Here is a 14835-nt window from a genome sequence, read left to right on the forward strand (position 1 = left end):
TCTCCGGTCGCCCTTCGTCACTCCTCGACCAGCAACTTCTCCCGCAGTTGCGCCAGCGTGCGGGCCAGCAGGCGCGAGACGTGCATCTGGGAGATGCCGACCTCCTGCGCGATCTGCGACTGCGTCATATTGCCGAAGAAACGGAGAAGCAGAATCCGCTTCTCTCGGGGCGGAAGGCCCTCGAGCAGCGGCTTCAGCGACTCGCGGTACTCGACGCCCTCCAGGGCCTCGTCCTCCGCGCCGAGCGTGTCGGCGACCGCGGGGGACTCGTCGTCCGTGTCCGGCACATCGAGGGACAGCGTCGAGTACGCGTTGGCCGATTCCAGGCCCTCCAGGACCTCTTCCTCCGAGATGGCCAGTTTCTCGGCCAGCTCGTGGACCGTCGGGGAGCGGCCGTGCTGCTGGGACAGCTCGGCCGTGGCCGTGGTCAGGGCCAGGCGCAGCTCCTGCAGACGGCGCGGCACCCGCACCGCCCATCCCTTGTCACGGAAGTGGCGCTTGATCTCGCCGACCACGGTCGGGGTGGCGTACGTCGAGAACTCGACGCCGCGGTCCGGGTCGAACCGGTCCACCGACTTGATCAGACCGATGGTGGCGACCTGGGTCAGGTCGTCCAGCGGCTCGCCCCTGTTGCGGAAGCGGCGCGCGAGGTGCTCGACGAGCGGCAGGTGCATACGGACGAGCTGGTTGCGCAGCTCGGCATACTCCGGGCTGCCCTCCTTCAACTTGCGCAGCTCGACGAACATGGCCCGCGCTCCGGTGCGGTCCTGAGGGTCGTGCTGTACGCCGCCCGGCACACTCTGCTCAGCGTTTCGCTCGTGCTCGCTCATCGTCCCGCCCGTCACCCTTCCCCATGCCCTCGACTCCGCTCGAGCAGGGGAGGCCCCAGTCCCTCCGGAGGACGTGCTCCGCGTGGCGTCGTCCGGATCCCGCAGTCCGTCGCCCCGGACGGAGAACGCCTCGTCCGTGCCGTTCGGCCCCGTCTGCGGGGGCGCCACGACCGCCGAAGCCTCGTCCTCCGGGTGCGGACGGGCCTGCTCGGGGATGCCGTCCACGCCGTCCGCCATGCGCCGCGACCCGCTCGGGCCACCGGCGTCCCCGGCGGGGAGTTCCCGTGTGCCGCGCTCTTCGTCCCGCACCGGCCCGTCCCCGTTCGTCACGCCGGCCCGGGTCCCGCGCCGCGCTGTTTGTAGAGGCTGATGGACACGGTCTTGTCGTCGCCGACCGCGGAGGAGACCTTGCCGGCCAGAGCCGACAGGACGGTCCAGGCGAAGGTGTCCCGCGAGGGGGCGTGACCGTCCGTGGTGGGGGCCGCGACGGTGACCTCGAGCGAGTCGTCGATGAGCCGGAAGACACAGCTGAGCACCGAGCCGGGCACGGCCTGTTGCAGCAGGATCGCGCAGGCCTCGTCGACCGCGATGCGCAGGTCCTCGATCTCGTCGAGGGTGAAGTCCAAACGAGCCGCGAGACCGGCCGTGGCCGTGCGCAGCACCGACAGGTAGGCACCCGCTGCCGGAAGCCGGACTTCCACGAAGTCCTGGGTCGCGGGCTCGCCTGCGATCTGGGACACCCTCACCTCCAAGGTGGTACAAGCTCTTTCGGGGCCGAGGGTCGCCCCCGGGGGTAACGCCCTACGTGGTTCAGCGGTGACGCTATCGCGATCTCGGCTTTCTGTCCCGGGACCCCGATCCCTTCCTGTCACTCATGGTAAACCCATGTATACGCACAGTGGCTAGGGGTCTGCGGGCCCAATCCGGATGAGCGAGCGCCGGTTTGACGTACCCAGTCGTCAGACCGCCGAACCGTCCGGATCCAGGGTCACACGCGAGGGGACCGCGCGTCACACGAGTACATGGTCGACAAAGCACCACCGCCAGCTCTCGCCGGGCTCGAAGGTACGCATCACCGGGTGGCCGCTGTCCTTGTGGTGCGACGTCGCGTGCCGCAGGGGCGAGGAGTCGCAGCAGCCCACGTGTCCGCACTCCAGACACAGCCGCAATTGCACCGGGTGCGTGCCTGCCGCGAGACACTCCAGGCAGGTCTCGCTCTGGGGCTTGGGTTCGGGGAGCGGCAGCGCGTCGGCGTGCGTGCACTGTTTCATGATTGCCAGGTTACGACGGGTCCGCGCGGTGCCGCGCGGAATTCGGGGACGGGAAGCTGTGCGGAGATCGAGGGCGGGCGGAAGACGATGAACGTATTGCCGTTGCTGTTGCTGGTGGCCGGCAGTGCCGCCGTCGCCGGTGCGGCGCGCCGGACTCCGGTGCCCGCGCCGCTGCTGCTCGTCGCGGTGGGGCTGGTGGTCTCGTATCTGCCGGGGGTGCCGCAGTACACCCTGGACCCCGACATCGTTTTGCCGCTGGTGCTGCCCCCGCTGCTGTACACGGCGGCCACTGACAGTTCGTACCTGGACCTGCGGGCCCAGGTACGGCCGGTGGCCCTGCTGTCCATCGGGTACGTGCTGTTCGCGACGCTCGCCGTGGGCTGGGCGGTGTATGTGCTGGTGCCGGGCATGCCGCTCACCGCCGCCTTGGTGCTGGGCGCGGTCGTCGCGCCGCCGGACGCGGTCGCCGCGACGGCGGTGGCCCGGCGGGTGGGGCTGCCGTCACGGATCACCACGATCCTGCAGGGCGAGTCGCTGGTGAACGACGCGACCGCGATCACGGCGTACAAGGTGGCGCTCGCGGCGGCGGTCGGCGAGGGGGCGACCTGGGCGGACGGGGCGCGGGAGTTCGCCGTGGCGGCTGTGGGCGGCGTCGCGATCGGTCTGCTGCTGATGATGCCGATCCACTGGCTGCGTATGCACCTGAAGGAGGCGTTGCTGCAGAACACGCTCTCTTTGCTGATTCCGTTCGTCGCCTACGGGGCCGCGGAGTGGGTCCATGCCTCCGGGGTGCTCGCCGTGGTCGTGGTCGCCCTCTACCTCGGATACCACAACTGGCAGGTCGACTTCGCGACGCGGCTCCAGGAGGAGGCGGTGTGGAGGATGGTCGCGTTCGTCCTGGAGTCGGCCGTGTTCGCGTTGATCGGGTTGCAACTCCCGGTCGTCCTGAGGGGGCTGGGCCGGTTCGAGGGCACGCGTGCGGCCTGGTACGCACTGGCCCTGTTCGTCGTGGTCGTCGTGACACGGTTCATGTGGGTGTATCCGTCGATCTTCCTGCCGCGGATGGCGTCCAAGCGCATCCGGGAGCGGGAGGAGGACCCGACATGGAGGGGGCCGTTCGTCATCAGCTGGGCCGGGATGCGCGGCGTGGTCTCGCTGGCGATCGCCTTCTCGATCCCCCGGGCCATGCACAACGGCGACCCCTTCCCCTACCGCAACCTGATCCTCTTCCTGACCTTCACGACGGTGATCGGCACGCTGGTGGTGCAGGGACTGAGCCTGCCCCCGCTCATCCGGTTGCTGAGGCTGCCGGGGCGTGACGCGCAGGCGGAGACCCTGGCGGAGGCCAACGCCCAGGCGCAGGCGTCCCGGGCCGCCGAGCAGCGCCTGGACGCGCTGCTCGACGACGAGCGCAACGCCCTCCCGCCGCCGCTGGCCGACCGTCTGCGCAGGGTCCTGGAGCGGCGCCGCAACTCGGTCTGGGAGCGGCTGGGCTCGGTGAATCCGGTGACCGGGGAAACGCACGACGACACCTACCGCCGCCTGTCCCGCGAGATGATCGGCGCGGAACGCAAGGTCTTCGTCAAGCTCCGCAACCACCGCTACATCGACGACGAGATGCTCCGCACCCTGCTGCGCCGACTGGACCTGGAGGAGGCGGCGGCGTACCGGGAGACCACCTGAGGCGGCTCGTCGGGAGCCCGCGGGACCACGCCGGCTCCCTCCCGGGGAGGGCTTGGACCGTCTCGCGCGTCGGGGCCCCGGATGTCCGTGAACGCCTAAGTGACCCCGGGCGGAGCTGAGGGAAACGGGCTTCCGCTGATCACGGCGGCCAGCGTCGTACCCGGAGAGATGGCGCCCTCTTCGGTCAAGACGACAAGTCCGTAGAGCAGTTTGGCGACATAGAGACGTTCCACCGGCAGGCCGTGACGGGACTCGAAGTCGGCCGCGAAGGCCTCCAGTTCATCGGGTACGCGGGCGTAGCCGCCGAAGTGGAAGCGGGTGTCCAGCGACCATGTGCCGCGCTGGGCGCCGAAGGTCCGCTGTTGCAGCTCGGCGGTGTCGGCGGCCAGGAAGTCGCCCTTCAGGACCGGGATCCCCAGGGCCCGCTGGTCCTGTGCCAGGCCGGCGGCAAGGCCCGCCAGCGTGCCGCCGGTGCCGCAGGCGACGGCGACCACGTCCGCCCGGCCGCGCAGTTCCTCACCGAGCGCGAGGCAGCCGCGTACGGCGAGGGAGTTGCTGCCGCCCTCGGGCACGACGTAGGCCTCCGCGGCGTCCGCGGCCCGCAGGATGGCGGCCAGGGCCTCCGGTTCCGCCTTGCGGCGGTACGTCGGCCTGTCGACGAAGTGCAACCGCATGCCGTCGGCCGCGCACCGGGTCAGGGAGGGGTTGAGCGGGCGGTGGGCCAGCTCATCGCCGCGGACCACTCCGATCGTCCCCAGGCCCAGCAGCCGGCCGGCGGCCGCGGTGGCCCGCAGATGGTTGGAGTGGGCGCCGCCGAACGTGACCAGGGGGCGGCCGGCCGCGGCTCGCAGGTTCGGGGCGAGCTTGCGCCACTTGTTGCCGACCAGGTCCGGGTGGATCAGGTCGTCCCGCTTGAGCAGCAGCCGGACGCCGTGTCGCGCGAACCGCTCGTCCGCGACCTCCTCCAGGGGAGACGGCAGACGTGGATGCAGCACGGCCGGGTCGAGCGCTTCGGTGTGCGGCACATCGGGGCTGGTCACCCCGCCATTGTCGAACACGTGGGGAGTCCGCACGGCCGGGCGGGGGCGGCCGGTGTCACTTCAGGCGGTCGCGGACCCGCTCCCGAAGCCAGGCCATCGAGAAGCCCTTCGGATCGACCTTCCCGGGCTGCCATTCCGGATGCCCGATCACCGAGCGTTCCGACCAGCCGTGCCGGCGGCAGATCGCCGCACTCACCTTCTCGATCGCCTCGAGTCGGGTCGGGGGCCAGGGGTCGTCGCCGTCGCCGAGGTTCTCGCACTCGAAACCGTAGAAGTGACGGTTGCCGTCGGTGTTCGCCTCGTTCACCGGGGGCAGCGCCTTTTCGGCGACGACCGCGCGCAGTACGTCGTCGTCGCCCAGCCCCGCGTGGTTGGCACGCCGTAGCCCACCAGATGCACCACGCCGTCCTTGGTGATCACGCCGTGGCACAACGGCCCGGGCAACTCGGCGTCGCCGTCGCGGCACACCGCGACGGTCCGCTTGCTCCCCGGTGTCGCCGTGTGGTGGATCAGCACTCCGTGGACGGGGCCCCAGGGGCCCTTGTGGTTGCGGTTGTGATGTCGCCAGTCGCCGACCTCGACGACGGTGACGCCTTCGGCTCCGAGCCGGTCGAGGAACGTGCCCGCGGACATGGGTGGGGCCATGGCCGCCTCCTTCGCGCTGCGCGACGGCCACCGGTCGCGGCCGCCTCGTACCGCTGCTTGTACCGGCGACCGCAGCGCGCGGACCAGCCGTTCGTACGGTGTGCGAGCCGATCCGGTCAGCGGAGGATCTGCCGACGATCGGCCGACTCGAACAGCGACTTGTGCGTGCGCTTCCGGGTCCGCGCCCGTCCTCGACCGCCGGTTTCGGCGGACTGCCACGGCCTTGGCGGGGCTCCCCAGTGTGCCCAGGGCCACGATGATCCATTCCCGCTCGTTTGGGTAATGGCATGGTCACGCTTCGTGCTGCGAGGCTTCTTCCCGCAGATCAACGCATGTTCCGGGAGGGGCAAACCCAATGTCGGTAGGCGAAGAGGTCCGCGCGGACGAGAACAGGCCGCAGCAGAGTCTGGGCACCGCGGCCGCACGGAACCTGGCCACCACCACCAAGTCCGCACCCCAGATGCAGGAGATCAGCTCACGATGGCTGCTGCGCATGCTGCCGTGGGTGAACGTGCAGGGTGGTACGTACCGTGTGAACCGCCGCCTCAGCTACGCGGTGGGCGACGGCCGTGTGACGTTCGTGAAGACCGGCGACCAGGTCACGGTCATCCCGGCCGAGCTCGGTGAGCTGCCGGCCCTGCGGTCGTACGACGACCAGCACGTGCTCGGCGAACTCGCCCAGCGGTGCCAGCAACGGAGGTTCGCGCCCGGGGACGTGCTCGCCGAATTCGGCAGCCACGCCGACGAGGTGTACCTGCTCGCGCACGGCAAGGTCGAGAAGATCGGAACGGGTCCCTACGGGGACGACGCGGTGCTCGGCGTCCTCGCCGACGGCGCCTACTTCGGCGATCAGGCGCTGCTGGACCAGGGTGCCATCTGGGAGTACACGGCTCGTGCGGTCACCGCCTGCACGGTGCTCGCCCTGCCCCGCCGGGACGTCGAACAGGTCGCGGAGCGTGCCGAGTCGCTGCGCGAGCACCTCCGGCGGCAGCGCACGATCCCGGAGCAGCGCACCAACAAGTACGGCGAGAAGCAGATCGACCTCGCCGCGGGCCACAGCGGCGAGCCGGACGTGCCGCACACCTTCGTCGACTACGAGGCCGCACCCCGCGAGTACGAGCTGAGCATCGCCCAGACCGTGCTGCGTATCCATTCGCGCGTGGCGGACCTCTACAACCAGCCGATGAACCAGACCGAGCACCAGTTGCGGCTCACCGTGGAGGCGTTGAAGGAGCGCCAGGAGCACGAGCTGGTCAACAACCGTGACTTCGGTCTGCTGCACAACTGCGAATACGACCAGCGGCTGCAGCCGCACGACGGCGTGCCGAGCCCCGACGACCTGGACGAACTGCTCAGCAGGCGGCGCGGCACCAAGCTGTTCCTCGCCCACCCGCGCGCGATCGCCGCGTTCGGCCGGGAACTCACCAAGCGCGGACTGGTCCCCGAGACCGTCGACATGGGCGGCAACCGCATCCCCACCTGGCGGGGAGTGCCGATCTTCCCGTGCAACAAGATCCCGGTCAGCGAGGCCCGTACGACCTCGATCATCGCCATGCGTCTCGGGGAGGAGGACCAGGGTGTCGTCGGCCTGAGGCAGACGGGCCTCCCCGACGAGATCGAGCCGAGCCTCTCGGTGCGCTTCATGGGCATCAACGAACAGGCGATCATCAAGTACCTGGTGACGGCCTACTACTCGGCCGCCGTCCTGGTCCCCGACGTGCTGGGTGTCCTGGAGAACGTCGAGATCGGCCGCTGGAGGTGACACTGAGCACAACCGGCACGCCGTGTGCCCGCCCGTCCGGGCGGGTACACCCTCGGGGTACTGGCCCATCGGCAGCGGAAGCGTCACCGTCCGCAGACACTTCGAGGCGGTTCCATGGGTGAGTTCATGACGGAGCCGAAGCAGAGTCCGACGCTCGGCAGGCTCGGCAGGCTCGGCCCGGCCGGCTCCCTTGGCCGCCTCGGCCCGCTCCCGGGCCCGGCCGGGCCGCCCGACGGACACGAGGCCACGGTGATCTTGGAGCGTACCCGCGCCTCGGTCGACCCGGAACTCCGCCGGGCCGTGGACTCGCTGCCCGGCTCGATGCGCCGCATCGCGCGCTACCACTTCGGCTGGGAGCACGCGGACGGCACCCCCGCGTCCGGCAACGCGGGCAAGGCGATACGGCCCGCGCTCGTCCTGACCGCGGCCCGCGCGCTCGGCGGCCAAGCGGCCGCCGCCGTGGGGGCCGCCGCGGCCGTCGAACTGGTCCACAACTTCACGTTGCTGCACGACGACGTGATGGACCGGGACGCCACCCGCAGACACCGTCCCACCGCCTGGACCGTGTTCGGCGACGCCGACGCCATCCTCGCCGGGGACGCCCTGCAGGCGCTGGCCCTGCGGCTGCTCGCCGAGGACCCGCACCCGGCGTCCGGGGCGGCGGCCGCCCGGCTCGCGTCCTGCGTCGTCGAACTGTGCGCCGGTCAGCACGCGGACACGGCCATGGAGCGGCGCGACCCCGACGAGGTCACCCTCGACGAGGTGCTCGCCATGGCCGAGGCGAAGACGGGCGCACTGCTCGGCTGCGCCTGCGCACTCGGCGCTCTGTACGCCGGAGCGGACGAGGAGGACGTCGCGGCGCTGGACGCCTTCGGCCGCGAGGCCGGGCTCGCCTTCCAGCTCATCGACGACGTGATCGGGATCTGGGGGGACCCGAGCCGCACCGGCAAGCCGGCCGGGGCGGATCTCATGGCCCGGAAGAAATCGCTGCCCGTGGTCGCCGCCCTGGCCTCCGGTACACCGGCGGCGGCGGACCTGGCGGAGTTGTACCGGGGACCGTACGAGGAAGGGGAGTTGGAGCGCACCGTGCTCGCCGTCGAGCGGGCGGGCGGACGTGACTGGGCGCAGGTGCAGGCGGCCGACCGGATGGGCCGGGCGATGCACGAGCTGTCCCGTGCGGTCCCCGACCCGGTGGCAGCGGACGGTCTGCTGGCCCTGGCCGAGTTCGTGACCCGGCGCAGCAGCTGACCGGCGCGACCGTCAGACCCCGGAGACCCGGGTTCCGCGAGGCTCCTGACCCCTCGCGGCACCCGGGTCTCCGGCTGAGGGGTGGGCCCCGCGCCTCCCCGCGGTGTGCGGCCCTGCGCCCTTTGCCGAAGGCCGGTTCGCCTCCGGTGCGCCCCTTCGGGTCATGCGCCCAGCAGCACTCGATAGGGTCAACGCCCGTAGTTGAAAAGCTGGTTGGGGTGAAAGGACGGGCAGATGGGCGTGGCCATCCGGGCGGCGGAGGGGGACGACCGGGAGACGGTCGTCCGGCTGCTGGACGAGGCGTTCCGGGACGATCCGGTCAGCAGCTGGGTGTTTCCTGACGTGGAGTACCGGCGTACGACGCACCACAGGCTGATGGGCGCGTTCACCGACATCGTGTTCGCCGAGGGGCGCATCGACGTGACCGAGGACGGCACGGCCTGTGCGCTCTGGCTGCCGGTGCCGGCCGGCGACCACGCGGACGCGGAGGACGCGGACGACGCCGTGCGACTGCGTGAGACGGTCGACCCGGACAACGAAAGGGTCGAGCGCATCGCCCGGCTGGCGGCCGCGTCGCACCCCACGGAACGCGCCCACGAATACCTGTGGATGATCGGCGTGGCCCCGGGGCACCAGGGCGAGGGCCTCGGCACCGCGCTCATCCAGCACGTCCTCGACCGCTGCGACCGGGAGGGCCTGCCTGCCTATCTGGAGGCGAGCAGTGCCCGCAGCACCAGGCTGTACGAGCGGCTCGGGTTCGCCTACACGGGTCGCACCCTCGACATCCCCGACGGCCCGAAGATGTGGCCGATGTGGCGCGACCCCCGCTGACCGAAAGCACCGGGGGCGCCGCACCCGTGGCCGCCCTACGCTGAGGGCATGGGCAGCAAGGATCAGGTCTGTCGGTTCTGCGGGCAGCCCGTCGGCACCGTCGTACGGCGCCACAAGACGCTGGGTGCCTTCGTCCCGGTGTGGCGCCCCGGTCCCTGCCGCAACCACAAGTGCCCGGCGTACGCGGCTCCGGAGACCGGGGTGTCGTACCCGAAGCCTAGGGTTGGCGGTATGTCCGAACCTCTGCTGCACCTCACCGAGCGCTCCCTGTGGGAGGCGGCCCGCGCGACCGGCACCTACGAGATGTCGACCCGCGACCGCACGCTTCAGGAGGAGGGCTTCATCCACTGCTCGCTGCGGCACCAGGTCCCGCGCGTCGCGGGCTGGGTGTACGGGACGTACGAGGGGCCCGACGAACTGGTGCTGCTCGTGATCGACCCGCGGCGTCTGACGGCCCCCGTACGCTACGAGGCCGTGCAGCCCGGCGGTGAGGAGTTCCCGCACATCTACGGGCCGATACCGGTGTCCGCCGTGGTGGACGTGGAGGTCTGGAACGCCGGGACGGCGGCTCCGGAGTGACGGCAACGGGGGGACGGAGCAAGGCCTGGCGGTGGGCCGTGGGGGTGTGGGCGGCACTGGTGCTGACGGGCGGGGGCCTCACGCTGTGGCTGCAGGAAGCGAACGAGCCGGATCCTCCGGCCCGATGGGAACGCGCGCCCGCTCCGCTGCTGTCCGCGGACGTCGACGAGACGTCCTGTCCGACCCCGACGCCTGCCACGAGGCCGGTGATCATCGTCTGCGCGTACTCCGCCATCCGGTAGTGCGCCGTCATCCGGCGAAGCGGGCATGACGGCGGCGTCCGGCGTCGCCTAGCCGGGCAGGCCGCCCGTCCATGGGTCGCGGCCCGTCAGGCAGTACGTGCCGCCGGCCGGGTCGCGCATGACCGTCCAGTGGGCACCCCGCTCGACGACGGCGGCGCCCAGGCGTTCGTGCCGCACCCGGGTCGCCTCGATGTCCGTGCACGCGAGGTCGAGATGGGCCGAGGCGGGGCCGTCGGTGCCGAGGCGCTGCACCAGGATGCGGACCGGCAGTGCGGCGGGCGGCCGGACCACATGGAACTCCGGCAGGGAGCCCGGATACGACTCCCAGCCGGTGAGGCCGCCCCAGAAGGCGACTTCGGCGTCGAAGACGGCCGGGCCGACGTCGAGACACACCTGGTCGAGCCGGTCGGCCGCACCGCCGGAGTCCTCGACCACGGGAGGTCGCGCCGACTCGCCGTGCCAGGGCACCGCGCAGAACGACTGGGCGCCCGGGGAGCGGAGCACGGCCCACCCCGGGTGGCCGGCGACGACGTCGGCTCCGAGCTGCCGCGCCGCCGCCACCAGCGCGGGCACGTCCTCGACGGCCAGGTCGAGATGGGTGCCGCCGCCCGTGCGCACGGCCTGCGCCTTCAGACAGGCGTCTCCCGTCTCCGGCAGCAGTGTCACGAACTCGTCGTCATCGCCCCGGGTTTCGGACAACTTGGTCGCCGTGACCGCGGTCCAGAAATCGCAGGCTTGGCCGAACTCCGGAGCGGGCCGGTCGACGAAGGCGTAGGTCCAGCGGATCGGTTCGCTCACGGGGCGGCTCCCTGGCAGAGGGTGCGGACGGTGGACGGGCCGCTCGTACCGTCTCCCGGCGGGACGGAACACGCAACGCGTTTCCCGGGCCCGGCTGCCAGGTCGCCGCGGTCCGCGTCAGGCGGCGCGGCGCTCCGTGAAGCGCAGCAGGTTGCCCGCCGGGTCGCGGAAGGCGCAGTCGCGCACGCCCCAGGGCTGGTCCATGGGCTCCTGGAGGACGTCGGCCCCGGCCCCCTCGACGCGGGCGAAGAGGGCGTCGCAGTCCTCGGTGGAGAAGATGACGCCCCGCAGGATGCCCTTGGCGAGCAGCTCCGCCATCGCCTGGCGGTCCGCCGGGGAGGCGTCCGGGCTGGCGCCCGGCGGCTCCAGGACGATCTCCACGTCCGGCTGGAGCGGTGAGCCGACCGTCACCCAGCGCATCCCCTCGAACCCGACGTCGTTGCGGACCTCGAGGCCCAGGACGTCCCGGTAGAAGGCGAGCGCCTTGTCGTGATCGTCGACGGCGATGAAGCACTGGGAGAGTTTCAGGTCCATGGCGCCAGGCTAGAGCTGGGCGCGCGGGTCCGCTCGCGTATCGCCCGGCCTGCCCCGGCGGGGGCGCGTCAGGCCCTTCACCACGCACGGCGGAATCGGCGCTGCGTGCTCGTGCGACCGCGCTCGGTAGGCGCTCGGCGTCTCGCCGACCAGCTCCGTGAAGCGCGAGCTGAACGACCCCAGGGACGTGCACCCCACGGCGATGCAGACCTCCGTCACGGTCATGTCGCCGCGCCGCAGCAGCGCCTTGGCCCGCTCGATGCGGCGGGTCATGAGGTAGCTGTACGGAGTCTCCCCGTAGGCCGCGCGGAAGCTGCGCTGGAAGTGCCCGGGCGACATCAGCGCGGTGTGCGCGAGCGCGGGCACGTCCAGCGGCTGTGCGTAGTCTCGGTCCATCCGGTCGCGGGCCCGCCGCAGCCGGACCAGGTCGTCCAGGTCCACGCCCACAGCATGGCACGGGGCACCGACAACAGGACCCGGCATGGGACGGCCCGGCGGCCCGGACGGGCGGAACGGTCCGGTCCGGGCCGGCTGATCCATGCGCTGGCCCCGGGCGGCCGGGCACATGTGAAGGGGCCCGGCCGACGGTGCGGCCGGGCCCCTTCAGACACGTCGCTGACCTGCGCGGGTGCACCGCTCACGGGTCTTCGCGACCAGAAGGACCGGTGGATCAGGCCTTCTTGGTCTCCCAGAAGATCTTGTCGATCTGGGCGATGTAGTCCAGCGCCTTCTGGCCCGTGGCCGGGTCCTTCGACGCCTTGGCGGCCGAGAGGGCCTTCAGGGTGTCGTTGACCAGCTGGTGCAGCTCCGGGTACTTCTCGAAGTGCGGGGCCTTGAAGTAGTCGCTCCACAGCACCGAGACGTGGTGCTTGGCGAGCTCGGCGCGCTGCTCCTTGATGACGGTGGCGCGGGCCTGGAAGTGCGGGTCGTCGTTGGCGGCCATCTTCTCCTGTACGGCCTTCACCGACTCCGCCTCGATGCGGGCCTGGGCCGGGTCGTAGACGCCACAGGGCAGGTCGCAGTGGGCGCTGACCTTGACCTTGGGGGCAAACAGGCGGGAGAGCATGAAGCTGTCCTTCCTCGTGATCGTCTTCTCAGGTGGGACATTACTCCGTGGGGGACGGGTTTTCGCGAGTGCCCCCGTGGGCTTACGTCAAAAGTCCGGGGTGAGACTGGGACTGGGACTGGTGGAGGATCGGACCGGGGAGGTGCCGGGGATGCCGGAGCTGTCACAGGAGTTCGAGCGCACGAGGGCCCTGCTGCCGTTGGGGGCGGCGGAGGTGACGGGACCGTCCATGGTGCCCACGCTGCAGCACGGGGACCGGCTGCTCGTCCAGTACGGGGCGCGGGTCCGGCCGGGTGACGTCGTCGTTCTGCGGCATCCCTTCCAGCAGGACCTGCTGGTCGTCAAGCGGGCCGTCGAGCTCCGCGAGGGCGGCTGGTGGGTGCTCGGCGACAATCCGTACGCGGGCGGGGACAGCACCGACTACGGCAGCGTTCCCGAGGAGCTTGTCCTCGGGAAGGTGCGACTGCGCTACCGGCCGCGCAAGGAGGGTCAGCGCTCGTTGTTCGCGCTGCTGCGCTGGGCGCTTTCGGCCGGCCGGCCCGTGTTCTCCGGCCGGTCCGCCTCCAGGCGCTTGCGGGCGCGGTAGGCGGCCACGTTGGCGCGCGTCGCGCAGCGGTCCGAGCAGTAGCGCCGGGAGCGGTTCGTCGATGTGTCGAGGTACGCGTTGCGGCAGGGGGCCGCCTCGCACAGGCCCAGGCGGTCCACGCCGTATGCGGTGAGGTGGAAGGCGAGCCCCATCGCGGCGATCGCCGCATAGCCCGCGGTCGCGTTCGACGGGTGGTCCGCGAGGTGCATGTGCCACAGCGGGCGGCCGTCCTCGTCGCGGTGGTCGTGCCCGGAGATCTGCGGGCTCACCGGGAACTCGAGGAGCAGCGAGTTCAGCAGGTCCACGGCGAGCGTCTCGTCGCCGGTGTCGGCCGCCTCGAAGACCGCGCGGAGTCGGGCCCTGACCGATCGGAACCGGGTGACGTCGGCGTCGGTGGCGCGGCGGGCCGCCGACTGGTTGCCCACGAAGAGGTCGCGGACGGCCTCCACCGAGGTGAGCGAGTCCTTGCCCCGGGCCGGTTCCTCGCTGTTCACGAGTCGTACGGCGTAATCCGAGTAATAGGCCAGTTCCACTTGTAGTCCTTACGGAGGCGCTCTATGGTCGTGGGGCGGTCGAGTAACAGACGATCGTGCTTCCAGGGTATTACGTGACGCACGTAACGGAGGGCGGCATGGCGGACACGGAGACCACGGCGACGACCGACTGGCGGGCCTGGCAGGAGAGCTGGGACCGACAGCAGGAGTGGTACATGCCCGACCGAGAGGAACGCTTCCGGATCATGCTCGACATGGTCGAGGCGTTCGTCGGCACCGAACCCCGGGTGCTCGACCTCGCCTGCGGCACGGGCAGCATCACCGCCCGGCTGCTCGACCGTTTCCCGGGGGCCACCAGTACCGGCGTCGATCTCGATCCCGCACTGCTGGCCATCGCGCACGGCACGTTCGCGGGCGACGACCGCGTCACGTTCGTCGAGGCGGACCTCAAGGACCCCGGCTGGCCCGCGCGTCTGCCGCACGACGTGTACGACGCGGTCCTCACCGCCACTGCCCTCCACTGGCTGCGCAAGGGCCCCCTCGACGGCCTCTACGGTCAGATCGCGGAACTCGTCCGCCACGGCGGTGTCTTCATGAACGCCGACCACATGATCGACGACACCACGCCCCGGATCAACGCGGCCGAGAGCGCCCTCCGGCACTTGCGCATGGACCAGGCGATGCGGGGCGGTGCCCTCGACTGGGCCGAGTGGTGGCAACTGGCCGCCGAGGACCCTGTTCTCGCCGCGCCGACCGCACGCCGCTTCGAGATCTACGGCGCCCACGCCGACGGGGAGACGCCCTCGGCCGCATGGCACGCGCGCGTACTGGGCGAGAAGGGCTTCGCCGAGGCTCGCCCGGTGTGGTGCTCACCTTCGGACACGCTCTTGCTCGCGCTGAAGTAGGTGCAACAGGCTCACCAGTTGGATTAGCGAAGCGTAGTGAACCTGTGACAGAGTGCTACGTGCACGCCCGGCGCCCAGGCGACGTCGGGCACCCTCCTCGGTCGGGTCTTGCGGCCCGGTCGACCAGTGTCCGGAGGGACGTGCACGCGGGCTGACGGCTCCTGTCGTTCAGTACCACGGCACGAAGGCGATTGGCTGCCAAGGCTGAGCAACGCTCAGGCTCGCCAAGCCAATCAGCGCCTCTGTGTGTCAAGCGGCTTGGGCGAGTTGGTTTCGGTGGTCGCGTTTCATGATCCGGTAGACCACGTTGGACAGGCGGCG

Annotated in this window: 17 protein-coding genes and 1 pseudogene; 8 read left to right on the forward strand and 10 right to left on the reverse strand. The window is 71.1% G+C overall.

Going from position 1 to position 14835, the window contains the following annotated elements; translation table 11 throughout:
• Window positions 1-17 precede the first annotated feature (17 nt).
• The 3 genes from ACWDA7_RS23165 to ACWDA7_RS23175 all read right to left on the reverse strand — a co-directional run bounded on the left by ACWDA7_RS23165 (window position 18) and on the right by ACWDA7_RS23175 (window position 2101).
• Window positions 18-1160 carry an RNA polymerase sigma factor SigF gene (locus ACWDA7_RS23165; protein WP_450606125.1) on the reverse strand — a complete coding sequence of 381 codons (1143 nt, stop codon included), beginning with the start codon at window positions 1158-1160 and terminating at the stop codon, window positions 18-20.
• Window positions 1157-1570 carry an ATP-binding protein gene (locus tag ACWDA7_RS23170; protein ID WP_043449288.1) on the reverse strand — a complete coding sequence of 138 codons (414 nt, stop codon included), beginning with the start codon at window positions 1568-1570 and terminating at the stop codon, window positions 1157-1159. The genes ACWDA7_RS23165 and ACWDA7_RS23170 overlap by 4 nt, the downstream gene beginning before the upstream one ends.
• Before the next feature lie 270 nt (window positions 1571-1840).
• Complete coding sequence (locus ACWDA7_RS23175) at window positions 1841-2101, reverse strand: UBP-type zinc finger domain-containing protein (RefSeq protein ID WP_359395856.1); 261 nt, start codon at window positions 2099-2101, stop codon at window positions 1841-1843.
• A gap of 87 nt (window positions 2102-2188) precedes the next feature.
• Between ACWDA7_RS23175 and ACWDA7_RS23180 the strand changes: the two genes are divergently transcribed.
• Window positions 2189-3784: a Na+/H+ antiporter gene (locus ACWDA7_RS23180; RefSeq protein ID WP_450606126.1), complete on the forward strand. Its 1596-nt coding sequence runs from the start codon at window positions 2189-2191 to the stop codon at window positions 3782-3784.
• A 95-nt stretch (window positions 3785-3879) separates the two neighbouring features.
• On the opposite strand, the gene ACWDA7_RS23185 is transcribed toward ACWDA7_RS23180, so the two are convergent.
• The gene (locus ACWDA7_RS23185; RefSeq protein WP_450606127.1) at window positions 3880-4824 is read right to left on the reverse strand and encodes a 1-aminocyclopropane-1-carboxylate deaminase/D-cysteine desulfhydrase; all 945 of its coding nucleotides are present in this window, start codon (window positions 4822-4824) and stop codon (window positions 3880-3882) included.
• Between the two features lie 55 nt (window positions 4825-4879).
• Window positions 4880-5469, reverse strand: a pseudogene (locus ACWDA7_RS23190) (N-acetylmuramoyl-L-alanine amidase).
• Window positions 5470-5824: 355 nt separating this feature from the next.
• Between ACWDA7_RS23190 and ACWDA7_RS23195 the strand changes: the two are divergent.
• From ACWDA7_RS23195 to ACWDA7_RS23215, 5 genes are all read left to right on the forward strand, one after another.
• A complete protein-coding gene (locus ACWDA7_RS23195; RefSeq protein WP_450606128.1) occupies window positions 5825-7231 on the forward strand; it encodes a family 2B encapsulin nanocompartment shell protein in 1407 nt (468 codons plus the stop codon).
• Between the two features lie 114 nt (window positions 7232-7345).
• Window positions 7346-8479 (forward strand): family 2 encapsulin nanocompartment cargo protein polyprenyl transferase, encoded by a 1134-nt coding sequence (locus ACWDA7_RS23200; protein WP_450606129.1) that lies wholly within the window; start codon window positions 7346-7348, stop codon window positions 8477-8479.
• A gap of 234 nt (window positions 8480-8713) precedes the next feature.
• Complete coding sequence (locus tag ACWDA7_RS23205; RefSeq protein ID WP_450606130.1) at window positions 8714-9310, forward strand: GNAT family N-acetyltransferase; 597 nt, start codon at window positions 8714-8716, stop codon at window positions 9308-9310.
• Window positions 9311-9541: 231 nt separating this feature from the next.
• Window positions 9542-9889, forward strand: a complete 348-nt coding sequence (locus ACWDA7_RS23210; protein ID WP_432932343.1) for a DUF952 domain-containing protein — start codon at window positions 9542-9544, stop codon at window positions 9887-9889.
• Complete coding sequence (locus ACWDA7_RS23215; protein ID WP_450606131.1) at window positions 9886-10131, forward strand: hypothetical protein; 246 nt, start codon at window positions 9886-9888, stop codon at window positions 10129-10131. Before ACWDA7_RS23210 ends, ACWDA7_RS23215 begins: the two co-directional genes overlap by 4 nt.
• 48 nt (window positions 10132-10179) lie before the next feature.
• Here the strand turns inward: ACWDA7_RS23215 and ACWDA7_RS23220 are convergent, their stop codons facing one another.
• The 4 genes from ACWDA7_RS23220 to sodN all read right to left on the reverse strand — a co-directional run bounded on the left by ACWDA7_RS23220 (window position 10180) and on the right by sodN (window position 12529).
• Complete coding sequence (locus ACWDA7_RS23220; RefSeq protein ID WP_450606132.1) at window positions 10180-10929, reverse strand: VOC family protein; 750 nt, start codon at window positions 10927-10929, stop codon at window positions 10180-10182.
• A 117-nt stretch (window positions 10930-11046) separates the two neighbouring features.
• Entirely contained in the window at window positions 11047-11463 is a 417-nt protein-coding gene (locus tag ACWDA7_RS23225; protein WP_450606133.1) for a VOC family protein, read from the reverse strand.
• Window positions 11464-11472: 9 nt separating this feature from the next.
• Window positions 11473-11904 (reverse strand): helix-turn-helix transcriptional regulator, encoded by a 432-nt coding sequence (locus ACWDA7_RS23230; RefSeq protein ID WP_359395835.1) that lies wholly within the window; start codon window positions 11902-11904, stop codon window positions 11473-11475.
• Between the two features lie 229 nt (window positions 11905-12133).
• Window positions 12134-12529, reverse strand: coding sequence for a superoxide dismutase, Ni (gene sodN / locus ACWDA7_RS23235; protein ID WP_355133333.1), 396 nt, complete (start codon window positions 12527-12529; stop codon window positions 12134-12136).
• A 151-nt stretch (window positions 12530-12680) separates the two neighbouring features.
• Between sodN and sodX the strand changes: the two genes are divergently transcribed.
• Window positions 12681-13115 carry a nickel-type superoxide dismutase maturation protease gene (gene sodX, locus ACWDA7_RS23240; protein ID WP_450606134.1) on the forward strand — a complete coding sequence of 145 codons (435 nt, stop codon included), beginning with the start codon at window positions 12681-12683 and terminating at the stop codon, window positions 13113-13115.
• Here sodX and ACWDA7_RS23245 read toward each other — a convergent pair.
• Entirely contained in the window at window positions 13019-13648 is a 630-nt protein-coding gene (locus ACWDA7_RS23245) for a CGNR zinc finger domain-containing protein (RefSeq protein WP_450606135.1), read from the reverse strand. The genes sodX and ACWDA7_RS23245 overlap by 97 nt on opposite strands.
• Window positions 13649-13746: 98 nt before the next feature.
• Between ACWDA7_RS23245 and ACWDA7_RS23250 the strand changes: the two genes are divergently transcribed.
• Window positions 13747-14514 carry a class I SAM-dependent methyltransferase gene (locus tag ACWDA7_RS23250; RefSeq protein ID WP_450606136.1) on the forward strand — a complete coding sequence of 256 codons (768 nt, stop codon included), beginning with the start codon at window positions 13747-13749 and terminating at the stop codon, window positions 14512-14514.
• The last annotated feature ends 321 nt before the right edge of the window (window positions 14515-14835 follow it).

The organism is Streptomyces sp. NPDC001156 (assembly GCF_053598275.1).

What these genes read in the sequence shown, in the direction of transcription:
- ACWDA7_RS23250 (WP_450606136.1), top strand. Translation starts at nt 13,747, where the DNA reads ATGGCGGACACGGAGACCACGGCGACGACCGACTGGCGGGCCTGGCAG.
- ACWDA7_RS23205 (WP_450606130.1), top strand. Translation starts at nt 8,714, where the DNA reads ATGGGCGTGGCCATCCGGGCGGCGGAGGGGGACGACCGGGAGACGGTC.
- ACWDA7_RS23200 (WP_450606129.1), top strand. Translation starts at nt 7,346, where the DNA reads ATGGGTGAGTTCATGACGGAGCCGAAGCAGAGTCCGACGCTCGGCAGG.
- sodN (WP_355133333.1), bottom strand. Translation starts at nt 12,529, where the DNA reads ATGCTCTCCCGCCTGTTTGCCCCCAAGGTCAAGGTCAGCGCCCACTGC.
- ACWDA7_RS23225 (WP_450606133.1), bottom strand. Translation starts at nt 11,463, where the DNA reads ATGGACCTGAAACTCTCCCAGTGCTTCATCGCCGTCGACGATCACGAC.
- ACWDA7_RS23180 (WP_450606126.1), top strand. Translation starts at nt 2,189, where the DNA reads ATGAACGTATTGCCGTTGCTGTTGCTGGTGGCCGGCAGTGCCGCCGTC.
- ACWDA7_RS23195 (WP_450606128.1), top strand. Translation starts at nt 5,825, where the DNA reads ATGTCGGTAGGCGAAGAGGTCCGCGCGGACGAGAACAGGCCGCAGCAG.
- ACWDA7_RS23175 (WP_359395856.1), bottom strand. Translation starts at nt 2,101, where the DNA reads ATGAAACAGTGCACGCACGCCGACGCGCTGCCGCTCCCCGAACCCAAG.
- ACWDA7_RS23210 (WP_432932343.1), top strand. Translation starts at nt 9,542, where the DNA reads ATGTCCGAACCTCTGCTGCACCTCACCGAGCGCTCCCTGTGGGAGGCG.
- sodX (WP_450606134.1), top strand. Translation starts at nt 12,681, where the DNA reads ATGCCGGAGCTGTCACAGGAGTTCGAGCGCACGAGGGCCCTGCTGCCG.